General features: G+C 49.4%; 20 protein-coding genes. 8 read left to right on the forward strand and 12 right to left on the reverse strand.

The annotated features are described in order from the left end of the window. Positions 1-202 precede the first annotated feature (202 nt). Positions 203-1,423 carry a GGDEF domain-containing protein gene (locus tag IC617_RS03925; RefSeq protein WP_191143681.1) on the forward strand — a complete coding sequence of 407 codons (1,221 nt, stop codon included), beginning with the start codon at positions 203-205 and terminating at the stop codon, positions 1,421-1,423. Here IC617_RS03925 and IC617_RS03930 read toward each other — a convergent pair. The 3 genes from IC617_RS03930 to psrA all read right to left on the reverse strand — a co-directional run bounded on the left by IC617_RS03930 (position 1,420) and on the right by psrA (position 5,471). After that, complete coding sequence (locus IC617_RS03930; RefSeq protein ID WP_191143682.1) at positions 1,420-2,337, reverse strand: DMT family transporter; 918 nt, start codon at positions 2,335-2,337, stop codon at positions 1,420-1,422. The genes IC617_RS03925 and IC617_RS03930 overlap by 4 nt on opposite strands. A 156-nt stretch (positions 2,338-2,493) precedes the next feature. Then, entirely contained in the window at positions 2,494-4,812 is a 2,319-nt protein-coding gene (locus tag IC617_RS03935; RefSeq protein ID WP_191143683.1) for an acyl-CoA dehydrogenase, read from the reverse strand. After that, a complete protein-coding gene (psrA, locus tag IC617_RS03940; RefSeq protein WP_191143684.1) occupies positions 4,809-5,471 on the reverse strand; it encodes a TetR family transcriptional repressor PsrA in 663 nt (220 codons plus the stop codon). Before psrA ends, IC617_RS03935 begins: the two co-directional genes overlap by 4 nt. A 479-nt stretch (positions 5,472-5,950) precedes the next feature. Here psrA and IC617_RS03945 point away from each other — a divergent pair, with 479 nt between their 5' ends. Then, the gene (locus IC617_RS03945; RefSeq protein WP_191143685.1) at positions 5,951-7,771 is read left to right on the forward strand and encodes a M2 family metallopeptidase; all 1,821 of its coding nucleotides are present in this window, start codon (positions 5,951-5,953) and stop codon (positions 7,769-7,771) included. 73 nt (positions 7,772-7,844) lie between these two features. Here the strand turns inward: IC617_RS03945 and argA are convergent, their stop codons facing one another. After that, on the reverse strand, positions 7,845-9,170 hold the full coding sequence (gene argA / locus IC617_RS03950; RefSeq protein ID WP_191143686.1) for an amino-acid N-acetyltransferase: 1,326 nt from the start codon (positions 9,168-9,170) through the stop codon (positions 7,845-7,847). Between the two features lie 195 nt (positions 9,171-9,365). Between argA and IC617_RS03955 the strand changes: the two genes are divergently transcribed. Beyond that, complete coding sequence (locus tag IC617_RS03955; protein ID WP_191143687.1) at positions 9,366-9,923, forward strand: DUF1415 domain-containing protein; 558 nt, start codon at positions 9,366-9,368, stop codon at positions 9,921-9,923. A gap of 134 nt (positions 9,924-10,057) precedes the next feature. After that, positions 10,058-11,239: a cystathionine beta-lyase gene (locus IC617_RS03960; RefSeq protein WP_191143688.1), complete on the forward strand. Its 1,182-nt coding sequence runs from the start codon at positions 10,058-10,060 to the stop codon at positions 11,237-11,239. A 66-nt stretch (positions 11,240-11,305) separates the two neighbouring features. Here the strand turns inward: IC617_RS03960 and IC617_RS03965 are convergent, their stop codons facing one another. From IC617_RS03965 to IC617_RS03975, 3 genes are read right to left on the reverse strand one after another with little or no spacing between them, the layout of a single operon-like run. Continuing rightward, positions 11,306-12,586: a CinA family nicotinamide mononucleotide deamidase-related protein gene (locus IC617_RS03965; RefSeq protein WP_191143689.1), complete on the reverse strand. Its 1,281-nt coding sequence runs from the start codon at positions 12,584-12,586 to the stop codon at positions 11,306-11,308. Between the two features lie 19 nt (positions 12,587-12,605). Further along, entirely contained in the window at positions 12,606-13,073 is a 468-nt protein-coding gene (locus IC617_RS03970) for a SixA phosphatase family protein (RefSeq protein WP_191143690.1), read from the reverse strand. 18 nt (positions 13,074-13,091) lie between these two features. Further along, the gene (locus IC617_RS03975; RefSeq protein WP_191143691.1) at positions 13,092-13,943 is read right to left on the reverse strand and encodes a putative RNA methyltransferase; all 852 of its coding nucleotides are present in this window, start codon (positions 13,941-13,943) and stop codon (positions 13,092-13,094) included. Between the two features lie 114 nt (positions 13,944-14,057). On the opposite strand from IC617_RS03975, the gene yciA reads away from it, so the two are divergent. The 3 genes from yciA (at position 14,058) to IC617_RS03990 (ending at position 15,467) form a co-directional block, all read left to right on the forward strand. Further along, positions 14,058-14,465: an acyl-CoA thioester hydrolase YciA gene (gene yciA / locus IC617_RS03980; protein ID WP_191143692.1), complete on the forward strand. Its 408-nt coding sequence runs from the start codon at positions 14,058-14,060 to the stop codon at positions 14,463-14,465. A gap of 138 nt (positions 14,466-14,603) precedes the next feature. Beyond that, positions 14,604-15,062, forward strand: a complete 459-nt coding sequence (locus tag IC617_RS03985; RefSeq protein WP_191143693.1) for a GNAT family N-acetyltransferase — start codon at positions 14,604-14,606, stop codon at positions 15,060-15,062. A gap of 3 nt (positions 15,063-15,065) precedes the next feature. Next, complete coding sequence (locus tag IC617_RS03990) at positions 15,066-15,467, forward strand: hypothetical protein (protein ID WP_191143694.1); 402 nt, start codon at positions 15,066-15,068, stop codon at positions 15,465-15,467. A 3-nt stretch (positions 15,468-15,470) separates the two neighbouring features. Here the strand turns inward: IC617_RS03990 and IC617_RS03995 are convergent, their stop codons facing one another. From IC617_RS03995 to apbC, 5 genes are all read right to left on the reverse strand, one after another. Continuing rightward, positions 15,471-15,776, reverse strand: a complete 306-nt coding sequence (locus tag IC617_RS03995; protein ID WP_191143695.1) for a GNAT family N-acetyltransferase — start codon at positions 15,774-15,776, stop codon at positions 15,471-15,473. An 89-nt stretch (positions 15,777-15,865) separates the two neighbouring features. Further along, positions 15,866-17,953, reverse strand: coding sequence for an elongation factor G (gene fusA, locus IC617_RS04000; protein ID WP_191143696.1), 2,088 nt, complete (start codon positions 17,951-17,953; stop codon positions 15,866-15,868). A 269-nt stretch (positions 17,954-18,222) separates the two neighbouring features. Continuing rightward, on the reverse strand, positions 18,223-18,696 hold the full coding sequence (locus IC617_RS04005; RefSeq protein ID WP_191143697.1) for an AAA family ATPase: 474 nt from the start codon (positions 18,694-18,696) through the stop codon (positions 18,223-18,225). Beyond that, a complete protein-coding gene (gene dcd / locus IC617_RS04010) occupies positions 18,683-19,273 on the reverse strand; it encodes a dCTP deaminase (protein ID WP_191143698.1) in 591 nt (196 codons plus the stop codon). The genes IC617_RS04005 and dcd overlap by 14 nt, the downstream gene beginning before the upstream one ends. 103 nt (positions 19,274-19,376) lie before the next feature. After that, the gene (gene apbC, locus IC617_RS04015) at positions 19,377-20,453 is read right to left on the reverse strand and encodes an iron-sulfur cluster carrier protein ApbC (RefSeq protein ID WP_191143699.1); all 1,077 of its coding nucleotides are present in this window, start codon (positions 20,451-20,453) and stop codon (positions 19,377-19,379) included. A gap of 215 nt (positions 20,454-20,668) precedes the next feature. On the opposite strand from apbC, the gene metG reads away from it, so the two are divergent. Continuing rightward, entirely contained in the window at positions 20,669-22,711 is a 2,043-nt protein-coding gene (gene metG / locus IC617_RS04020) for a methionine--tRNA ligase (RefSeq protein WP_191143700.1), read from the forward strand. The last annotated feature ends 5 nt before the right edge of the window (positions 22,712-22,716 follow it).

Here is a 22,716-nt window from a genome sequence, read left to right on the forward strand (position 1 = left end):
AAGAAAAAGGTCCTAACTGAAGAAGTTAAGACCTTTATATAGCCTGCGGAAGATCGGTCAACCGATCAGTTTGTCGTTAACTGATCGGCATTAGCCGCAAGGCGCCTTTATTGTTTATCCTTCAATCACTAACCGTCACCTTTTCAATTTGCGCCGGCTGTGTAACTATGGCGGCCTGTGTCGCTACCAGCAAGACTAAAGCATGTTGCAGTTGTCCCCGTTAATTTGGCCATTCATTGTTGTCATTAGCCTTATATGGGCCAGCCAGTTACCAAGCCTTTGGTCAGACGAATATTTATCTGTGTATCAAGCCGTGCCTTATGCTCTTGGCGGTTTGTTAATTGCACTATCAATTCCCTTTCGTCAAGGCAGAGTCGCCGTTCTAGCGGCCATGTATATGGCGGTTTACGCCATCATCCAAATTTGGCTGCAACAGCCAATGGAAATACTGTTCAGTCAGAAAGTATTTGTCCTGCTAGCCATTGCCTTGCCGATCAACCTAGCACTGATGAGTTTTTGTTCAGAACAGCCTTTGCTTTCTCCTCTAGGCATGATGTCGGTGGCGATTGCCTTGTCGCAACTATTAGTCGCCTATTTACTGATTCAACATGAGGCAAGTTTTGATCTGTGGCTCAACTCTTGGTTACAGGTTCGGCCGGTCAGTTGGTTGTGGCAACCCGTCAGTTGTGTATTACTCGCCCTCGCCTGCACCATTACCCTTGTATGGCGCTATCTCAAACATCAACAATCCTTTGATTTAGACCTAGCAGTTAGTATTTTACTGGCCAGTTGGATGCTCGCGATGTTTGAACAAGCCTATGTGTCGGCCAGCGGGATTATCGCGATGCTGCTGATTCTATGTCGGTCGTTCCTAAGCAGCAGTTACCGCATGGCGTTTTACGATGAACTCACGCAGCTGCCAGGGCGCAGAGCATTAGTATCGGATTTAAAACACGCCAGCCGTGGCTATTGTATGGCCATGACCGACGTCGATCATTTTAAGAAGTTCAATGACACCTACGGGCATGATACTGGCGATGATGTGTTAAAACTGGTTGCGGCCAAGCTGGCTAAAGTCACTGGTGGTGGCCGTGCTTATCGTTTTGGCGGTGAGGAATTTGCGGTGGTGTTTCGCAACACTGAACCAGCAGCCTGTGTGCCTCACCTTGAAGCCTTACGTGAAGCAATTGGTAGTTACGATTTGGTAGTTCGCGATGCGTCAGCACGCCCCGACAGTAATAAATTGGGCCGCCAGCAGCGCGGGCAAAAGCCCAAGAAGATGAAGACCACCCATGTCACCATTAGCCTCGGGTTAGCTCAACGGCAGACCGGCGAAGACTATGAAGCAGTAATGAAACGCGCTGATCAGGCACTTTATAAAGCCAAAGAAAACGGCCGTAATCGCCTAGAATTGGCCGATTAAGCGCGCTTATCGAGCGCCGCGACAATTGAACCTAAAATCACCATGCCAGCACCAATCATCGCCAGTAGGTTAAATTGCTCCGCCTGATAATACTGCGGCAACCACCAAGCCAAAATATCGATCATGACGATTGTGATTAACGGCGTTATCGCCAGCACCGCACTCACCTTCGAAGCCTGCCAATGATTCATTGCCTCGGCAAAAGCGCCGTAGGCAATGACCGTATTCAAGCAACAAAAAATCAGCATGGCCCACTGCCATGGAGTCAGCACCAGCACTTGCGATGGTGTTGCTAAAAACCAAAAGGTAATGCCACCAAACAAGTTGAACACCATGAGCAACTGAACCGAAGTGAAATGGCGTAATAAGCCTTTTTGGATGAGCGCATAAATCGCCCACGTCAAGGCGGCAAAAACTATCCATAACACGCCAACAGTGTAACTTCCCAATCCGGCAATTAGCTCTGCTGCGCGCTGATTAAAGAACAACATTAAACCGAGTAACAAGGTGACCGCACCGAGCGATTGCCACACTGAAAATTGCTCTTTGAACCAAATTACACTGCCAATTAACAACAGAAATGGCGCTAGTTGAATAATCACTTGGGCCGCTTTGGGCTCCAAGTAATCGAGCCCGACAAGATAGCTGCCGTAGTTTAACGACAAGCATAAAGCGGCAACAAACAAGCTAATGAAGATCGGTTTAGTCAGCTGCCTTGAGGTGGGTAAACCACCGCGAAGAGTAAGCCAAAAAGCGAGAATTAATCCCGATGATAAAAAGCGAAAAAAAGTGATGGTGTACGGGTCAACATCAGTCAGCACGTCTTTTAGCGCAATCGGCAGCATGCCCCACATCACGCTAGTTAACAAGGCAAGCGAAAAGCCAAACATCGAACGGCCGGAAACAGTGTGCATGGTCACTCCTTTGTGGAGGCGATAGTCTACTCCGATCGGCTAAATAGCCAAGCAAAAACGCTGACTCGATCGAAGCCTAGTCGTCAACCAAGCGACACATGCAAAAAAACCGGCCCTACAAGGGCCGGCATTGTCATTGAACCATTACCTTATGGCTTAAGCGGCATCATGGGTGTGTTGTGCCTGCCCTGCCAAGCTTCTTTCGGTGTCAAACTCATCGACGCCAATTGCCTCTGCGGCAAGCCCATAGGCATGGCTCAATTGCTCGGCCTCGGCATCAGTGATGACTTGGTGTTGCAAGCCTTGCTCAATCAGCTCTGCCGGCGACAGTTTTGTCGCTAACTGACCACTGCGTTGAGCCGCTTTGAGCTTGCACTCCAACCCTTTGACGTTATACATGGCGACAAACGCTTGCTCCATTAATCCAGTTGGATCCGTTTGACTGTCACCCACAAAGCACAAATGGGTCAACCGCTCTCTAACCACACTCGGAGTCATCAACGTGTTAGCGACCTCATTGACGACCTTATCTGTTGCTGGCGAGAAGTGGTTACCAAGTGGAAACACACACAACTTCATGACTCGCGCAACAAAACGGTTTGGGAAGTTGTTGAATAAACCGTCAAACGCCTTACCGATTTCCGCTAAGTGCCATTGCATGGCGTAGTGTACCAATGGCAAATCACCTTGCTGGCGGCCGTCATCTTCATAATGTTTCAGCACCGCCGAAGCCATATATAGATGACTGAGAACATCGCCAAGGCGAGCCGAAATCATCTCTTTGCGTTTCAAGTCGCCACCAAGAACTAACATGGCGAAGTCAGCGCACATCGCCAAACCGCGGCTGAAGCGACTCAGGTGTTGATAGTAGCGTTTGGTTTCGCCACTGACTGGCGCCGAGGCGAAATGTGAGCCGGTTAGCCCCATGAACAATGAATTCGCTACATTGCCAGCTGCAAACAGCACATGCTGTGATAACAACTGGTCGAATTGACGCAAGCCTTCATCGGGATTCGGGTTGGCCGCCGCCTCCATTTCTTTCAAAACAAACGGATGGCAGCGTGTCGCGCCTTGCCCAAAGATCATTAAATTACGGGTCAGAATATTGGCCCCTTCAACCGTAATTGAGATAGGTATCCCCATGTAGTGATGACCAAGGTAATTCTTCGGACCAAGCTGAATGCCGCGACCTGCGTGGATATCCATGGCATCATTGATCACCTGCCGGCCCATTTCGGTCATGTGATATTTAGCAATGGCGGTCACAACCGATGGACTGGTCCCCAAATCGAGCGCGCCTGCTGTCATTTTGCGAACGGCTTCAAGTACATAGGTGTAGCCACCAATTCGCGCCATGGCTTCTTGAACACCTTCGAACTGACCAATCGGTAAACCAAACTGACGTCGAACATAGCTGTAAGCACCAGTCATCCGCGCTGCCAAATGACCGGTCGCAGTGCTCAACGCCGGCAGCGAAATGCCCCGCCCTGCCGACAAACATTCGACCAGCATGCGCCAGCCACGGCCGGCATATTCAGGGCCGCCAATGATCCAATCGGCTGGAATAAATACGTCATTGCCGTAAACCGTACCATTCATAAAAGCCAAGCTTAATGGATTGTGGCGCTTGCCAATTTCAATCCCAGGATGGTCCGCTGGGATCAAGGCGCAAGTGATACCAGGGTTAGCATCATCACCAATCAAACCATCTGGATCGGACAGTTTAAACGCTAATCCAACGACGGTAGCGACGGGTGCCAAGGTGATGTAGCGCTTGGCAAAGTTAAGCTTGATGCCAATGACTTCTTCGCCGTTGTAAAGTCCTTTGCAGACCACGCCAGTATCCGGAATTGCGCCTGCATCCGATCCTGCTTGGGGACCCGTTAGGGCAAAACAAGGAACTTCGGCACCGTTGGCTAGCCCAGGCAACCAGCGCTGCTTTTGCTCCTCAGTGCCGTAATGCATCAACAATTCACCTGGCCCGAGCGAGTTTGGCACCATGACAGTCACCGCGGCACTCAGGCTACGACTGGCAATTGCGCTAACAATGGCACTGTTGGCGATGGCGGAAAACTCAAGGCCACCATATTGCTTAGGAATGATTAGCGAGAAAAAGCCTTCTTTGCCAAGGTAATCCCAAACCGGTTTTGGTAAGTCATTATGCTCATGGACGATTTCATAATCATCGAGCATGGCTAGCAGAGTCTTCACCTGATTGTCCATGAATGCTTGTTCATCAGCACTGAGAGCCGGCTTCGAAATGCTGTGCAGCTTTTGCCAGTCAGGTTTGCCACTGAACAAGTCGCCATCCCACCAGGTATCACCCGCTTCCATTGCCTCACGTTCAGTATTCGATAACGGCGGTAAGACTTTTTTGAACATGCTAAAGATTGGTTTAATGATCAACGTTCGGCGAATGTCGCCAACCAAAAGCACCACTGCTAGCAATACCAGCAGCAACATGAATATAGTCATTTACTCACCCCATCATTCAGGCTATTTGCGGCAACAGGCGCTCCAACACCGGCGGCCAAAAAAGGTACTAAGCGACGAACTAATCCCTCGACGTCTAAGTTTTCGTTAAATTCACTGCGAGCGATATCCCGAAGCGCTTCGTTGGAAGCCAAGGTAAATACAACGGTTCCCAGCGTGAAGTGCATCCGCCAGAAGAATTCTCCGGGCGATAGTTCAGGATTAGCGCGTTTAACTGCTGCAGTGATTTTGGTCAGGACATCACCATATTGAGTGGTTAAAAACCACCGTAAATGACCTTGGCTGTCGCTATATCCGCGCCCCAACAGCTGCATAAAAATATTGGTGCCGCTCGAGCGAAAGTTATTGAGCGCCAGCATGGGCTCAACAAAACTATCGAACACTTGATGAAGTGTTGGTTGTTGCTCGGCTGCTAGAAGTTCATCGAGCGCATTACTTAAACGCGGCATAAATTGTTCTAGATAACGCGCTAAAACGGCTTTAATGAGGGCTTTTTTCGAGCCGAAGTGATAATTAACAGAAGCCAAATTAACATCGGCCTCACTGGTGATTAATCGCAGTGACGTATCAGCAAAGCCCCGCTCAGCAAACAGTCGTTCCGCCGCATCGAGAATTTTGTTTTGGGTAGTTTGTCGACTCATAGATAAGTTCTAATTCAAACAGGTGTTTCAAATCTATGTTTGTTTTTTTTTAGTGTCAAGCCAGTACCCAGTCGACCATCCCCCTCGGTTACTTAACAAAAAAGTAATTAAAAACAATTAATAAAAACGAAAAAGGCGCCTCAACTCAGTGCCTAATCGACGTCTGAAATGGCACCTCAAAGAGCAAAATTTTTGCATATGTGTGACTGAGCTCTAATCACTGCACGCCAACCGCGTATTCGGCCAAATAAAATGAACTTTGGTAAACAATCTGAGTCATAGACGTTAGCAAGAGGTAAAAAGCCTATTTCTTCATTCCCTGACCCAGCGACCTGATCTGTCACCTTAGCGCTGGGTTTTTTTTATGTTTTTTCCTGCTTTTTCCCGCCCACTTTAGGCTTTCACTTTAAATTCATCACTGCATTCATTAGCATGCCAGCGGAACTACCGAAGACTGATAATAAAATATAGGAATAATCATGAAACTATTCGCCGCAGCCAAGCCGGTCGCTTTCGCGGTTACCGCTTCGCTCGCTGTTGCTGCTTGTAGTGAGCAAGCAAGCAGCACCCCGCCAGTGACTGAACAAGATGCCATTCAATTTGTTGCAAAAGCTGAAGCGACACTGGCTGAGTTAAGCGTCGAAGTCAGCCGCGCGGAATGGATCTACCAAACTAACATCACCGAAGACACGGCTTCTTTAGCCGCAGACGCCGGCGAGAGCTTCACTGCAACGACTGTCGATTTAGCCCATCAGGCTGCGCAATTTGATGACATCGAATTGCCCACCGAGGTACGCCGTAAACTTGACAAGCTAAAACTAGCGCTGGTTTTACCATCACCGTTAGACAGTGCTAAAAACGCCGAGTTGGCTAAGATTGCCGCTGACTTGGGCGGTATGTATGGCAAGGGTAAATACACCACCAACGCTGGTAAGTTATTGTCGCTACCTGAAATGGGCCAGATCATGGCCAATTCTCGTGATGCCGATGAACTGCTTGAGCTTTGGCAAGGTTGGCGCCAAATCGCACCGCCGATGCGGCCATTGTACGAACGTCAGGTAGAGCTCGCCAATGAAGGTGCGCAAGGTCTAGGCTTTGCCGATCTGGGACAAATGTGGCGATCAAACTATGACATGCCAGCCGATGACTTTGCTGCCGAGTTAGATCGACTATGGGGTCAGGTGAAGCCATTGTATGACGCTCTGCACTGCCATGTCCGAGCTGAGTTGGGTGAACATTACGGCACCGATGTCGTGCCTCAGGACCAACCGATTCCTGCTCATTTGCTTGGCAATATGTGGGCTCAAAGCTGGGGCAATATTTATGATTTGGTCGGTCCGGAAAACGCCGATCCAGGCTTTGATTTAACCAAGCAGCTAGCGGTTCACCAATACGACGAGCGCGATATGGTCAAAGCCGCTGAAGGCTTTTTCACCTCGCTGGGTTTTGAACCGTTACCAGATACCTTCTGGCAGCGCAGTCAGTTCGTGCAACCGCGCGATCGCGATGTCGTCTGTCATGCTTCGGCTTGGGACTTAGATAACAAAGACGATATCCGCATCAAAATGTGTATCCAACGTACCGGTGAAGAATTTGCCGTGATCCACCACGAACTGGGGCACAACATTTACCAACGCGCTTATAAAGAACAACCTTACTTGTTCCAAGGCAGTGCCAATGATGGCTTTCACGAAGCTCTCGGCGATACAGTTGCGTTGTCCGTCACTCCCAAATACCTGAAACAAATGGGCTTGATTGATGATGTGCCAGATGAGTCAGCCGACCTAGGCTTGTTGATGAAAATGGCGCTGGATAAAGTCGCCTTTATTCCGTTTGGCTTACTTGTCGATCAGTGGCGTTGGCAGGTATTCTCCGGCCAAATCACGCCGGAGCAATACAACCAAGCTTGGTGGCAATTAAGAGAAAAGTACCAAGGTGTGCAAGCGCCAGTTGCGCGCACTGAGGCCGATTTCGACCCAGGTGCTAAGTACCATGTACCGGGTAACACGCCTTATACACGGTACTTCCTTGCCCACATTTTGCAGTTCCAGCTGCATCGCTCATTGTGTCAAACCGCTGGTGACACCGGCAGTATTCATCGCTGCTCCATATTCGGTAGCGATGAGGCAGGTAAAGTTCTTGCTGAAGGGCTTGAGCTGGGCGCAAGCCAACCTTGGCAGCAAACGCTGGCGGTGATGACTGGCTCGGAACAAATGGATGCCACGGCAATCCTCGATTACTTTGCGCCATTAAAAGTATGGCTGGATGAGCAGAATCAAGGTCGCCAATGTGGCTGGTGATCGCCAGTAACTCGCATCATCAAATAACCCGGCAAATGCCGGGTTGTTTTTTGTTCGAATTGAAACGGAATAATCAGTCCGAAATATCCATCAGCAATACTTTCGAACGTCGCTGTAGGTTGTAGAGGTCTTGCTTACTTGGCGGCAAATCGCTGACATCCCCCATGACAAAACCATGCTCCAAAAACCAGTGAATACTGGTGGTAGTCAGCGCAAAAATGCGCTCACAGCCCATGTGCTTAGCTCGCTGAACGGCAGCTTTCAGTAGCACTTCGCCTCGCTGAGCGGCGCGATAAGTGGGGTGAATGGCCAGGCAGGCGAATTCAGCGCAGTTGTGTTCCAAAAACGGGTATAGGGCAACGCAACCGATTACCAAACCGTCGCGTTCAACAACATTAAAGTGTTCGATTTCGGTCTCTAATTGCTCTCTTGAACGACGCACCAAAATACCCTGCTGCTCTAACGGCCGAATCAAATCAAGGATCCCGCCGATGTGAGAAATATCCGCAGAAATCATGCGCTCAGCGCTTTCAATGACTAACTGAGTACCAATACCATCGCGCGAAAACAGCTCTTGCAGCAATGCGCCATCATCTTTGTAACTCACCAAATGACAGCGGTTCACGCCACTTCGGCAAGCGCGAATGGCGGCATTTAAAAAGTTGTGGGCAGCAGGACAGGCATAAACCTGATGCTCGGGTTGTCGCAAAACGGTCTCGGCTTGTCTTGGCAGTAATTCGGCGATGACCTGTTGCTGTTCATCGAGGATCCCTGGCAACTCAGAAAAACCAATCATCTTTTCGGCTTTTAAACGAATCGCGATCTGGGTGGCAATTTCTTCCGCGGTTAGGTTAAAACTTTCGCCAGTAACGGATGCCGCAATGGGGCCATGCAGCACGATGTTATTGCTTTGTAACAGCTGGTCGATACATTCAACGTCAATTCTTCTGACACGACCACTATGACAATGGTCGATACCGTCGATCACACCAATCGGTTGCGCAATCACAAAGTTGCCCGTAATGACGTTAATGTCTGAGCCTTGCATTGGCGTATTGCTCAGGCTCATCGACAACCGCGCCATAATGTCGAGTTGCATACTACCGGTAACTTGTTTGACCTGCTCCAAGACATCGTTGTCAGTGATCCTGACGCCGTTATGGTATTGCGCTTCAATGCCCTGCTTGGCCAATGCTCGATTAATCTGCGGTCTGGCACCAAACACCAACACCAACTTGATACCTAAAGTATTCAGTAAGGCGATGTCATTGAGAATATTGCGAAAATTAGGATGATCAACAGCTTCGCCGCCGAGCATAACCACAAAGGTTTTGCCTCGGTGGGCATTAACATAAGGCGCTGAATGGCGAACGCCGCCAACGAGATCTGTGGTGCGCACAATCGGTTCCTGTGTCGTGCTATAGCGATAGGGGCTTAGTATGCCTGTCAGCACTAATAAAGCAATCGCCGACAAACGTTATCTCGCTAGCAAGTTACTGATCCAACCAATGATTATTGCCGTTATTGGCAATACAATGACGCCTATACGGAGTCACCGCTGAATGAATTGCACACGCCCAAATGGTTGGTAAACATGATTGAATCGGTACGACAGGAAGTCGAGCAATGGCTTAAAGACGTGGTTATCGGGTTGAACCTGTGCCCTTTTGCCGCGCGCCCGCACCGCATGAGCTTAATTGATATTGTGGTTTCCACAGCAACCGACGAAGAGGCGCTGTTGTTGCAACTACAAGATGAAACGCAGCGCTTATTGGCCGCCCCAGTGGACGAGTTAGAAACCACTATTATTGCAGTGCCGGATATGCTCCAGCAGTTCGACCATTACAATGACTTTTTAGATTTGGCTGATGCGCTACTTGAGCAACAAGGTTTTAGTGGCCACTTGCAAATCGCCAGCTTTCACCCCCAGTATCAGTTTGTTGACACTGAACCTGATGACACCAGCAATTTGACCAATTGCTCGCCCTATCCATTGTTGCACTTAATCCGCGAACAAAGCCTGACCGATGCATTGATGAATTACGCCGATCCGGACAAAATTCCAGAGCGCAATATTGCCAGACTGGAGCGGCTCAGCTGGGAGCAATTACAACACTATTTTCCTTACATTTTTAAACAGCCACCAAAGTAGTCTATAGCTCCGATCATGGCAGGCTGAACGGTCCAACTGGAACTTGCTCAGATGGATTCGGCACAAACGGCTTGAATACTCAATTCAATGTGTTACAAACCTAGTCAATTTTGTAGCAGATACAGTGAACAGCAATGAGCAGCAAGCACAAGGCGACCACAGTCGTTTCCGCCGGTCGCGATCCGAAGTGGACCAAGGGCGTGGTCAACCCGCCAGTAATGCGCGGTTCAACCGTGGTATTCGAATCAGTAGCACAAATGAAACAAGCGACGGGCAACCGCGCGAATCAAACACTGTTCTACGGCCGTCGCGGCACTGAGACCACCTTTGCCTTTGCCGATGCCATGACAGCACTTGAAGGCGGCGCTGGCTGCGCAGTCTATCCATGTGGTACTGCCGCCATTTCAGGAGCGCTACTGTCGTTTTTAAAAGCCGGTGATCATTTACTCATGGTTGATACCGTGTACGAGCCAACACGGGACTTCTGCGACAAAATGTTAGCCAACCTCGGCATTACCACCACCTATTATGATCCCATGTTGGGCGCAGACATCGAATCGCTGATGCAGCCTAACACCAAGGTGGTGTTTACCGAGTCACCGGGCTCAATCACCATGGAAGTGCAAGATGTACCGGCAATTGCAGCGGTGGCGCATCGCCATGGCGCCATCGTCATGCTCGACAATACTTGGGGCGCCGGCGTGTTGTTAGACGCTTTCTCACTTGGCGTCGATGTTAGTATTCAGGCCGCCACCAAATATGTTGTCGGCCACTCCGATGTCATGTTGGGCACAGCCGTAGCAACCAAAGCGCTATGGCCGCAGCTTCGAGAAAACAGTTATTTATTGGGTCAGTGCACATCGCCCGATGACTTGTATCTGGCATTGCGGGGCCTGCGCACGCTGAATGTGCGGATGCAACAACACCAAGAAAATGCTCTGAAACTGGCAAACTGGTTAGCACAGCGTCCCGAAGTTGATCATATTCGGCACCCTGCGTTTGCCACTTGCCCCGGGCACGATGTCTGGCAGCGCGATTTTAGTGGCTCAAATGGCTTGTTTTCATTTGTACTCAAACAAGGCCACCAACAAGCGACCACCGCCATGCTCGATGGCATGCAACACTTTAAGATGGGTTATTCGTGGGGCGGCTACGAATCACTGATTCTGGCAGTTTATGGCATCGAACGACTACGTACCGCAACACAGTGGCAGGCTAGCGGGCCGTTGATCCGTTTACATGTAGGCCTTGAACATATCGATGATCTGATTGCCGATCTCGAAGCGGGTTTTGCGCGTTTTAACGCCGCGCTTTAACCTGCAACTTGCATAAAATACAGTGCACGGCCCACCACATGGTGGGCCGTGCTACAGAAGTAGCGATTAAATTAAATCTCTGGCGATACGCTGGATCCCCGAATAATTAGCAAATACCTCGGCTCCTGTTAGGTGGCGCCGCAACATATCCAAAGCAATCGCCGAACTTTGTTTGCGGATCATCGAGCGGCCACGGTTTTGTAACAGCAACAATTGGCGATACGTGCCTTGTGGCGTTTTTAAGGCAAAAGCGACAGTGCCAACGGGTTTGTCGTCGCTACCGCCAGAAGGGCCGGCAACGCCACTAGTGGCCACGGCATAATCACTATTACTGGTACTTGCAGCGCCGATCGCCATGGCTCCTGCGACTTCCTTAGACACTGCTCCATATTGCTCCAATAAGTCGGCTGGCACCTTTAGATCTGCCATCTTGGCAGCATTACTGTAGGTCACATAGCCACGATCGAAGTAAGCCGATGAACCGGCTTCTGCCACCAACCAATCAGCGATCATACCGCCGGTGCAAGATTCTGCCGCCGCGAGTCGTAATTGTTTCGCTAACATCAGCTCTTGTACCCGTTGTGCTAACGACGTTTTGCTCGCCACAAAGACATAGTCGCCTAATTTATCGGCAATGGTTTGGCGTGTTGCATCGACTTGCTGAGCGCAGCAATCTGCCGGCACACTCAATTTCACTTCGATGGTTGGCATCGACGAACGATAACCAAGAATAGCGCCATCGGGCAGCGTCACATCATCCAGCAAATCAGCCAGTAGTGATTCGCTCAAACCCACCGTTAGCCAACGATGCAAATTTGCCGAAGCCTGCTGAGCTTGGGCCAATAATGCAGGGATCACTTGGTCATCGATCATTCGCTTAAATTCATGGGGTACGCCGGGAGTGAACATCAGCCGACAGCCATCATGGTTAATGGCAAAACCACAAGCAGTACCGACTGGGTTATCAATCATCTGAGCGGATTCTGGGATCATCGCCTGCTTTAGATTCGACACGGGCATTTGGCGATTAAGGCGGGCGTAATACTGCTCAAGCTTATCGCGCCATTCTGGTATTTCACGCAGCCCTTCGTCATTGAGTTTAGCTGCAGCTTCGGCGCTCAAATCGTCGGTGGTCGGGCCAAGGCCGCCATTAACGATACAGGCATCACTGCGCTTGGCGGCAAGTCGAAACGCATCCAGTAGCGATTCCATGTCATCACCGACGGTAATGTGCCAGTTGAGCTTCAAGCCTTTGTCATGAAGTTGTTGGGCGAGCCAGGCAGAATTGGTATCAACAATATCGCCATTTAAGATTTCTTCCCCGGTACTGATCAGGGCAATTCTCATGGTGTTACTCCGTTAAAAACTATAATTCCGTATTTTTGGGGTAATCAAACGCGATCAATCGATGGCTGTCTTGGCTAATCTCAAAGGTCGCTACCGCCAAAGTTGGAAATGCTTCAATGGCTTCACCGGCTAGCAGCTCTGCTAATTCATGCATCGCTGGGTTATGACCAACCAGCCAAATCCGAGATTCGCGACGTTGCTTGATCAGCGCCAGTAACGCTTTGGCATCGCCAGGATACAAACTCGGTTCGACCACTAACAGGCCGGATTCTAGTTGTAACTCCGCAATCAAGCTACTTGCCGTGGTGTAAGCTCTGACCGCTGGCGAGCTTAAAATGATATCGGGCATCGCATCACGCAAAATATGCCGTTGAGCCATGATTTCAGCGGCTTGATAGCCTCTGAGCTTGAGTGGTCGCAAATGATCAGCAACATCATGACGCCAACTGGATTTTGCATGCCTGATCAGCACAACTTGTTGACTCATCGGTTTCCCCTAGTGACTTTAACGCAAGGTTAACTCACGAAATTCAACGTCGATTGTCACGTCCAATTGCGCCAACGCCGCTAATTTAATCTTGTTCGCTGCGGGCGCTCTAAAGAAATGCGGCGTCATCAGCGCCAGCGTTTCAATTTGTTGCTTGTTTAGTTCAACTTGATATGGAGGCAATCGCTTGCATGTGCTCTGCTCGAAGCCCGCTTGCTCCGCTGACGCTGATTGCCATTCTTTGTGCGGCTTAATTTCATCGTAAAGAATCGTTCTGAGTTCAATCAGGTGCTGAGGCCCAGCATCAACCAAGATTACCTTACCGCCCGGCGCTAACACACGAGCAAATTCTGACCACACAGGAAAACCAAACATGCAAAACATGACATCAAGGTAGTCGTTGGCGATGGGAATGTTTTTGCTGCTCGCAACCAACCAGCGGATCGCTTTGCTGCGCTTGGTTGCGGCCTGCACTGCCCACTTGGAAATATCATAACCGATCAGCTGAGCCGTATCGGCTGCGCCCTGCTGACTGTCAATCAATAATTTGATTTGGTTGAGATAGTAGCCTTCACCGCAACCGGCATCGGCAATCCGCAGCGCACCGGTGCTTTGATTTGTCACCATTTGTAGTAATTCAGCAACCAACGGCCGATAAGCGCCGCTATCGAGTAATTCCCGGCGAGCTTGAACCATGGCTTTGCTATCCCCCGGATCGGCGGAGCGCTTTTGTTGCACCGGCAACAGATGGCAGTAACCCTGTTTGGCCAAGTCGTAGCTGTGGCCGTTGTCGCAATGCAATCGCCCTTGCGCGGACGACAATGGTCGCCCATCGAGGGGGCAGACTAAACCGTCAGATTTCACGTGCATTTAATCCAAAAATAAAACCCAACTAGTGTAGCCGCAGCAGTGGATCCAAAGCAAAACAATGACTTCATGGCGAAAAGTGATATATTTCACAGTAATTTTGATGGAGTAAATACAATGACGGCGAACAATAACCCGCAAGGCGAACTACTACTACGTACGTTGGCCATGCCTGCCGACACCAACGCCAATGGCGATATTTTTGGTGGCTGGATCATGTCGCAGATGGATATCGCTGGCGGCATCATGGCTAAAGAAGTCGCCAAGGGGCGAACGGCAACCATTGCAGTCAATAGCATGAAGTTTATTCAACCGGTGAAAGTCGGCGACGTGGTTTGCTGTTACGGCCAAATCCAAAAAGTCGGCAATACCTCAATGACGTTAGCTTTGGAAGTGTGGGTAAAACCAGTACTTCGAGAGCATGGCGTGAATGAGCATTTCCTGGTCACTGAGGCATGTTTTACCTACGTTGCTATCGATTCAAACGGCAACAAACGCGAGATCCCCAAGGATTACTCCATCTAATTGGTGTTTTTTAACCACATTCTTAAGCGTAAACAAAAAACTCTCGGTTAGATCGCAATAATAGGCTTGTACCAAACTAAAAACTCATTAACCTATGGGCCGATTGTTTTAGCAACTAGTAAATGGACTTGACCACTCATGTCTGAGCTTCGCTTTGAAGTATCTGATCCCTCATCGAAGTTAGCAACGGAGCTGCTGCGTCAATTTAAGACTGAGGTGAATGATCGTTATCCCGATGAACTGGTCCGAGATATTGATATCGACGACTTTATCCATCGCGGCGGTGTTTTCTTAATTATCTACAACGGCCAGGAAGTGGCTGCTTGTGGCGCGTTTTACCCGCTGAGCAAATCAGAAATCGAACTCAAGCGCATGTATGTGTTGCCCGACTATCGTGGCAAAGGTATTGCGCGCCGTTTAGTTGCCCATCTTGAGGATATTGGCCGCAAGCAAGGTTATAGCAAAATGCTGCTAGAAACCGGTCGCCGCCAACCCGAGGCTATTGGTCTGTATTTAAGTGAGGCGTACCATGAGATCGATCCGTTCGGCCAGTACGTCAACGACCCCAACAGCATCTGTTTCGAAAAACATCTGTAATTAATGCGCCCGCTCGCTAACTTAATCCTGATCATCGTCACGGCTGGCGCCCTTCAGGCATTCGCCGCAATGCTCACTAATCACACGGTTGATGTGGCCATGCCAGCTTGGCTGTTTGATCAATTTGGCTTTGATTTTGGCAATTTCATCGCAGAGTTGGCGACCTACCTCATCCCGTGGCTTGTGCTTTCAGCCTTGATCACTATTCCTTTGGTAATGTTTACCAATAGTTTTGCGCTGAGCGCGGGCGTTTTGGTCTTTCTCTGCCTCATTGGGCTGGACTACATAGGGCCGCAACAACTCGACATTCTAGCTGACAGCATCTGGCACAGTATCCCGACATTACTCGCGTGGGCTTGCCCCATTCTAACCTGCTGGCTTCACCGGCTTTGGTTAAAAAGTTAACCCTCATTGCTTCGCAACTAAATCCTGCAACGCTTCGTTGCTTTCAAGTTTCTTAGCGATATAGCTGCATGTTGGATTGATTTTCCACTGTTGCTCCCTTGCTAACGATACCAATGCCTTAAACAACAGCCCAGCAATACCTTTGCCCTGATGATTAGGAGAAACAACAGTGTGGTTCGCATCAATCACGCCGTTATGTGGGCCAATAAACGTTAGTTCACCAACACCTTCTATCACCAAACGCCCGTGCGTTTGTGCTAATTCTGTTTTTACGTCTGAAACAGAAAACACGTTTTGCTGATCGGTCATGACAACCTCCTACCCTTTTGTTATTGCCGAAAAAACAAAAAGCCCCGAAGGAAACCTTCAGGGCTTTTTAATTCAGTTAAGAAGTTAGCTTACTTCTTCGCTTTCTTTTCTTTCTCTGCAGCAATGACAGCTTCAGCTACGTTCGCAGGACATGCGGCGTAGTGGCTGAATTCCATTGAGAACTGACCACGACCAGAAGTCATGGTACGCAGGTGGCCGATGTAACCGAACATTTCAGACAGCGGTACGTCACCTTTAATGCGAACGCCAGTAGCGCCAGCTTCTTGGTCTTTAATCATGCCGCGACGACGGTTCAAGTCACCGATTACGTCACCAACGTGGTCTTCTGGAGTGAACACGTCAACTTTCATGATTGGCTCAAGAAGTTGTGGGCCAGCTTTTGGCATTGACTGACGGTATGCACCTTTTGCTGCAATTTCAAACGCTACAGCAGAGGAGTCAACGGCGTGGAAGCCACCATCAAACAGTTCGATTTCAACGTCCAACAATGGGAAACCAGCCAGCGGGCCTTCTTCCATCATGACCTTGAAGCCTTTCTCAATTGCTGGGAAGAATTCCTTAGGAACGTTACCACCAACAACAGTAGACTCGAACTTGAAGCCAGAGTTTTGCTCACCTGGCTTGATGCGGTAGTCAATCTTACCGAACTGACCAGAACCACCAGACTGCTTCTTGTGGGTGTAGCTGTCTTCGACAGCTTGAGTGATGGTTTCACGGTAAGCAACCTGCGGCTGACCAACAACCAACTCAACACCATAAGTACGCTTCAAGATGTCGACTTTAATGTCTAAGTGAAGTTCACCCATACCTTTCAGGATGGTTTCACCAGAATCTTCGTCAGTTTCAACCTGGAATGATGGATCTTCTGCAACCATCTTACCGATCGCGATACCCATCTTCTCAACAGAACCTTTGTCCTTCGGCGCAACAGCAATCGAGATTACTGGCTCTGGGAAGATCATTGGCTCGAGAGTACAAGGGTTCTTCGGATCACACAGCGTGTGACCAGTTTGAACGTTCTTCATACCAACGATTGCGATGATGTCACCGGCTTGAGCTGTGGTCAGCTCAGTACGGTCATCGGCGTGCATCTCAACCATACGGCCAACACGCTCAGTTTTACCCGTTGCAGCGTTAAGGATGGTGTCACCCTTATTCAATACACCTGAGTAAATGCGGATAAAGGTCAATGCACCGAAGCGGTCGTCCATAATTTTGAACGCCAACGCACGTAGCGGCTCATCAGCAGATACGATCGCTTTCTCGCCAGTCGGCTCACCAGTTTCTTCGTCAGTCAGATCTTGAGGATCAACTTCTGTTGGGCTTGGCAGGTAATCAACAACTGCATCCAGAACCAACTGAATACCTTTGTTCTTAAACGCAGAACCACAGTAAGTTGGGAAGAACGCCATGGTACGTGTACCTTCACGGATACAACGCTTGATGTCTTCCAAAGAAGGCTCTTCACCTTCCATGTACGCCATCATCAACTCGTCGTCCATCTCAACCGCAGTTTCGATCAACTCTTCGCGGTAAGCGGCAGCATCGTCAACCAAGTCCGCTGGGATATCAGTGATTTCATAGTTTTCTGGCTGGCCAGAATCATCCCATACATAAGCTTTTTGGCTTAGTACATCAACAACACCAACGAAATCGTCTTCTTCACCGATTGGCAAGGTCATCACCAATGGGTTTGCACCCAAAACGTTTTTGACTTGGTCAACAACGCGGTAGAAGTTTGCACCTAAGCGGTCCAACTTGTTTACGAAGATCAAACGAGCAACTTCTGATTCGTTCGCGTAACGCCAGTTGGTTTCTGACTGAGGCTCAACACCACCAGAACCACAGAATACACCGACACCGCCGTCAAGAACTTTCAGAGAACGATAAACTTCAACAGTGAAGTCAACGTGACCTGGGGTGTCGATGATGTTTAAACGGTGGTCTTTCCAGAAACAGGTAGTCGCAGCTGACTGAATGGTAATACCACGCTCAGCTTCCTGTTCCATGAAGTCAGTAGTTGCTGCACCGTCGTGCACTTCACCGGTTTTGTGGATCTTACCGGTTAGTTTCAAAATACGTTCTGTAGAAGTAGTTTTACCCGCATCTACGTGGGCAAAAATACCGATGTTTCTGTACTTTTCTAAATCAGCCATTGTCTTACTCAGTTGGTCATGAGCCTAAATTTGCGCGCAAGTATACAGGAATTCAGGCAAAGAATGCCAAGCTTGTTTTGCTAAACAACGACATTCCTTTATTCGCGCGGGTTGTAAGGGATTAGTTACAGCTTTGCTGCACTGTTCCAGCGGTGTCTATACCGATTTCGCCGTGCAATATGTAGCGTTCACGCTCAATATTCAAGTGTATAGATTAGCTTGGTTCAGAATATTCGCTGGCAATTGGTTAATTTGCGTGTTCCATCGCCTTACCAAGGATTAAATGGCTTGTCCTGATCCGCTTCGAAGTTCGCCGCCATTTGTTCGATGCTAGCCAATGTCACCCCATGTCGGTTGACTCTAGCGCACTGTTGCTGTTGCGCTGCACTAAGTGGATCGCCAACCAAAATCCGCTTGACCCGATAGCCAAGCGCTGCCGCAGCACGCTGATAAGGCAAGTACTCCCAGCACGCCATGTTGGTGTTGTCGCAAATCATTAAGGGCAAGCGAGCCTCGAGGCCGTCAATAAAGCGGACCAAATTTAAGGCGTGGTATTTGGGTAATAGTTCCGGTTGGAATAGGTATTGAGTACCGCGGCGAAAATAATCATCGGTGCTGCAGATAATTTGTTCACTTCGGTATTGGGGCGCATGTTGCTGCCACCATTGTCGAGCGAGTCGCGACTTACCCGAACCGGGCAAGCCGCGCATAATGACGGCTAATTTCGCCTTAGTCTTTGCCATCTTGGCTAATGCGGCTGCCAATGGCCGATTGCTGATCTTTGTATTTGGCGTCAATGCGTTTGTTATATGGCCGCTCGGCGGCAAACTCTAGCTGCTCAAAGTTCAACGCCCCAATCTTCATTTTTGGACGCAGCGCTAATGGCAACTTACCACTATTCATAAACTCCAACACGATGCGGCCCGACCAGCCCGGATCGATTCGGTGGGCAGTCACATGCACCATCAAACCAAGGCGCGCCAACGACGAACGGCCATCGAGCCAACCGACAACGTCTGCAGGCAACGTCACCGACTCATGAGTCACAGCCAATGCCAACTCACCAGGATGCAAGAAAAATGCATCACCATCGGCAATCACGATTTCATCGCTCATTACTGCATTGAGGGCAGCTTCAACATCTTCGCGTTGGCCACTGAGGTCAATAAAGGGGGCGGTATGATCTTGGAACACCCGAAAGGTATTACCGAGTCGGACATCAAGACTAACACCGCTAATCATTTCTCGAGCAGGCCGCGGCTCGATGATGATTCTACCGCTATCCAGTGCTTGTTCGATTTGGACGTCATTCAGTCTCATGGGATGTTCTCAATAATAAAAGCTAAGGGTGGTAATTTTGCCGCGTAGTGTAAGCCCATGTTGCATTAAGATCATCTACCTGCAGCAAAATTACTAATTTGGATCAATCATCCGAGATATCAATGGCGACCGGTTCTGGTTGCTCGCTGTTGCCAACCCATAGCTGAAATGCGGTGGCGACGGCTGCCTGGCGGTAACTTTGAGCCAGTAATGAATCCGGCTGAGCCACCACGGTTGGGACACCTGCATCAACATCATCACCAATCTGCCGATCAAGGGGCAGCGCGCCTAACAATGGCACTTCATACATTTGGGCGATGCGTTTGCCACCATCTTGGCCAAATAAGTAGTCATGATGGCCACAGTTGCTGCAGGCATGAAAGCTCATATTTTCAATAACGCCAGCCACTGGCACATCGACCTTCTGATACATGGCGATGCCCTTGACCGCATCAGCAAGGGCAATGGTCTGCGGTGTGGTGACAATCACGGCACCAGAGACGGGCACCACTTGCGCCAGTGTTAACTGGATATCACCGGTGCCAGGCGGCATATCAACCACCAAATAATCAACTTCTCCCCAGATCGTATCTCGCAACAATTGTTGCAGTACGCCCGCTGCCATCGGCCCGCGCCATACCGTTGCAGTATCGGCAGCTACCAAAAATCCAACCGAATTAACCACCAAACCATGGGCGCTGATTGGAATCATCATTTTCTGGCCATCAGGCAAGCCTGGAGTCTGGCCTTCACAGCCAAGCATCAATGGCAATGACGGGCCGTAAATGTCAGCATCCAACAGCGCCACCTTGGCACCTTCTTGTTGCAGCGCTAGTGCCAAGTTAACAGCTGTGGTCGATTTACCCACCCCACCTTTACCACTCGACACCGCAATAATGTGTTTGACCTGTTGCAGGCTTGGCAATCGCTCGCCGGATTTGGCTTCAATTTCATGACGGACGGCCAGATTGATCGCCTTGCCATTGGCGAGCTGCTCAAGCCTTGCTCGGTCTTGTTCCGATAAGCGCTGCCACAGGCCCTGATTGGGAAATGGCAGCAGCAAATCGATATCAATTGCTGCTGGCGTTTCTTTGACATCAAGCGACAAACATAACTGAGCCAACGGCAGCTCTGAGATTGGCTCAATTACAGCCAATAAAGCATTTTGAAAATCAGACATTTAAAAGACCACACAAGGCAAATGAACAGCGGTTACCGCGAATAGTGGCACACCGATGAGTAATACGCCAAGCGCCGATAACCAGTTCAGCGCTCAGCTCGACAATGCAAGTTGTGCCTTAATCAGCCAATTGTTGGCTTACTGTGGTGTTGCAGGGCTAACCTGAGTTACCATTCGCCTTCTTTCGTTTAACTCATGATTAAGTCCCAATTACGATGACAAATACTGTTCGCGACATCTTGGTCACTTCCGCGCTGCCGTATGCAAATGGCCCCATTCACTTAGGTCACATGCTGGAATATATTCAAACCGACATTTGGGTACGTTTCCAAAACTTACGTGGTCACAATTGCACTTATGTTTGTGCTGACGATGCTCACGGCACGCCAATCATGTTAAAAGCGCAACAAATGGGGATCACGCCCGAGCAGTTAATCGCCGATACCGCCAAAGAGCATCAGCAAGATTTCGCTGATTTTATGGTCGGCTTCCATCACTACCACAGTACCCATAGCGACGAAAACCGCGAACTTGCACAAGGGATTTACTTGGCGCTGCGCGATGGCGGCCACATTAAAACGAAGACCATCAGTCAGTTGTTCGATCCCGAAAAACAAATGTTTTTGCCCGATCGATTCGTTAAAGGTGAATGCCCTAAATGCGGCGCAGAAGACCAAAATGGCGATAACTGTGACAACTGCGGTGCAACTTATAGCCCCACCGATTTGAAAAATCCTGTTTCCGCAGTATCTGGTGCAACCCCAGAGCTGCGTGATTCAGAGCACTATTTCTTTGATTTGCCGGCTTTTGCCGACATGTTGCAGCAATGGACCCAATCTGGCCATCTGCAAAATGAAATGTCCAACAAACTGGCCGAATGGTTTGAGCAAGGTTTGCAGCAGTGGGACATCAGCCGTGATGCACCCTACTTTGGCTTTGAGATCCCTGATGCGCCGGGCAAGTATTTCTACGTTTGGCTGGATGCGCCAATTGGTTATCTAGCTAGCTTCAAAGCCCTTTGTGAGAAAACCGAAGGGCTCAACTTTGATGACTACTGGGCGCCAAGCTCAGATGCCGAGGTCTATCACTTCATTGGCAAAGACATCATCTACTTCCACAGCTTGTTTTGGCCTGCCATGCTCGAAGGTGCCGGTTACCGCAAACCGAATGCAGTCTATGCCCACGGCTATGTCACGGTAAATGGCGCGAAGATGTCAAAGTCGCGCGGTACCTTCATCAAAGCGCGCACCTATTTAGATCACCTCAATCCCGAGTATCTGCGTTATTACTACGCGGCCAAGCTATCTAGCCGCATTGATGATTTGGACTTAAACCTGGAAGATTTTGCCCAACGGGTAAACTCTGATTTGGTCGGTAAAGTCATCAACATTGCCTCTCGCTGTGCTGGTTTTATCACCAAGCGTTTTGACGGCAAGTTGAGTGATACGGTGTTAGATGCTGATTTAGCAGCAGAATTCACATCCGCAGGCGACAACATTGCGAGCTTGTATGAACAACGTGAATTCGGCAAGGCAATTCGCGAAATCATGGCGTTGGCCGATAAAGCCAATGCTTACATTGCGGATATGGCCCCTTGGCAGCTCGTCAAAGAAGACGGCAAACAAGAGCTAGCCCACCATGTGTGCTCCATGGGGATCAACCTGTTCCGCATTTTGATGGTGTACTTGAAACCTGTACTGCCAGCGACAGCGGCCAATTCTGAAGCTTTCCTCAATGACACATTGACTTGGGATAGCCACAAAGCACTGCTGACCGGGCATGAAATCAGCAAGTTCAAAGCCCTGATGCAGCGTGTCGAAATGGACAAGATCAACGCCATGGTTGACGCCTCAAAACATAATTTGGTGGCAGCTGAGCCAGCCAAACAAGCGGCAGACACCGAAGATAGTCAGGAATTCGACCCAATTGCCGATGAAATTCAGTTTGATGATTTTGCCAAAGTCGATTTGCGCGTTGCCAAAATTGTCACAGCCGAACATGTTGAAGGCGCCAAAAAGCTACTGAAACTCACTCTTGATATTGGCATCGAAAACCGCCAAGTCTTTGCTGGGATCAAATCAGCCTATGCGCCAGAAGATCTCGAAGGTCGACTGACAGTCATGGTGGCAAACTTAGCGCCGCGCAAGATGAAGTTTGGTATGTCCGAAGGCATGGTCTGTGCGGCAGGTCCAGGTGGCAAAGACATTTGGATTTTAAGCCCGGATAGTGGTGCTACCCCAGGCATGCGCATCTTCTAATTAGT

This window comes from Neiella litorisoli, assembly GCF_014773395.1.
GTDB lineage: Bacteria > Pseudomonadota > Gammaproteobacteria > Enterobacterales > Neiellaceae > Neiella > Neiella litorisoli.

What these genes read in the sequence shown, in the direction of transcription:
- IC617_RS03925 (WP_191143681.1), top strand. Translation starts at nt 203, where the DNA reads ATGTTGCAGTTGTCCCCGTTAATTTGGCCATTCATTGTTGTCATTAGC.
- IC617_RS03930 (WP_191143682.1), bottom strand. Translation starts at nt 2,337, where the DNA reads ATGCACACTGTTTCCGGCCGTTCGATGTTTGGCTTTTCGCTTGCCTTG.
- IC617_RS03935 (WP_191143683.1), bottom strand. Translation starts at nt 4,812, where the DNA reads ATGACTATATTCATGTTGCTGCTGGTATTGCTAGCAGTGGTGCTTTTG.
- psrA (WP_191143684.1), bottom strand. Translation starts at nt 5,471, where the DNA reads ATGAGTCGACAAACTACCCAAAACAAAATTCTCGATGCGGCGGAACGA.
- IC617_RS03945 (WP_191143685.1), top strand. Translation starts at nt 5,951, where the DNA reads ATGAAACTATTCGCCGCAGCCAAGCCGGTCGCTTTCGCGGTTACCGCT.
- IC617_RS03955 (WP_191143687.1), top strand. Translation starts at nt 9,366, where the DNA reads ATGATTGAATCGGTACGACAGGAAGTCGAGCAATGGCTTAAAGACGTG.
- IC617_RS03960 (WP_191143688.1), top strand. Translation starts at nt 10,058, where the DNA reads ATGAGCAGCAAGCACAAGGCGACCACAGTCGTTTCCGCCGGTCGCGAT.
- IC617_RS03965 (WP_191143689.1), bottom strand. Translation starts at nt 12,586, where the DNA reads ATGAGAATTGCCCTGATCAGTACCGGGGAAGAAATCTTAAATGGCGAT.
- IC617_RS03970 (WP_191143690.1), bottom strand. Translation starts at nt 13,073, where the DNA reads ATGAGTCAACAAGTTGTGCTGATCAGGCATGCAAAATCCAGTTGGCGT.
- IC617_RS03975 (WP_191143691.1), bottom strand. Translation starts at nt 13,943, where the DNA reads ATGCACGTGAAATCTGACGGTTTAGTCTGCCCCCTCGATGGGCGACCA.
- yciA (WP_191143692.1), top strand. Translation starts at nt 14,058, where the DNA reads ATGACGGCGAACAATAACCCGCAAGGCGAACTACTACTACGTACGTTG.
- IC617_RS03985 (WP_191143693.1), top strand. Translation starts at nt 14,604, where the DNA reads ATGTCTGAGCTTCGCTTTGAAGTATCTGATCCCTCATCGAAGTTAGCA.
- IC617_RS03990 (WP_191143694.1), top strand. Translation starts at nt 15,066, where the DNA reads ATGCGCCCGCTCGCTAACTTAATCCTGATCATCGTCACGGCTGGCGCC.
- IC617_RS03995 (WP_191143695.1), bottom strand. Translation starts at nt 15,776, where the DNA reads ATGACCGATCAGCAAAACGTGTTTTCTGTTTCAGACGTAAAAACAGAA.
- fusA (WP_191143696.1), bottom strand. Translation starts at nt 17,953, where the DNA reads ATGGCTGATTTAGAAAAGTACAGAAACATCGGTATTTTTGCCCACGTA.
- IC617_RS04005 (WP_191143697.1), bottom strand. Translation starts at nt 18,696, where the DNA reads ATGGCAAAGACTAAGGCGAAATTAGCCGTCATTATGCGCGGCTTGCCC.
- dcd (WP_191143698.1), bottom strand. Translation starts at nt 19,273, where the DNA reads ATGAGACTGAATGACGTCCAAATCGAACAAGCACTGGATAGCGGTAGA.
- apbC (WP_191143699.1), bottom strand. Translation starts at nt 20,453, where the DNA reads ATGTCTGATTTTCAAAATGCTTTATTGGCTGTAATTGAGCCAATCTCA.
- metG (WP_191143700.1), top strand. Translation starts at nt 20,669, where the DNA reads ATGACAAATACTGTTCGCGACATCTTGGTCACTTCCGCGCTGCCGTAT.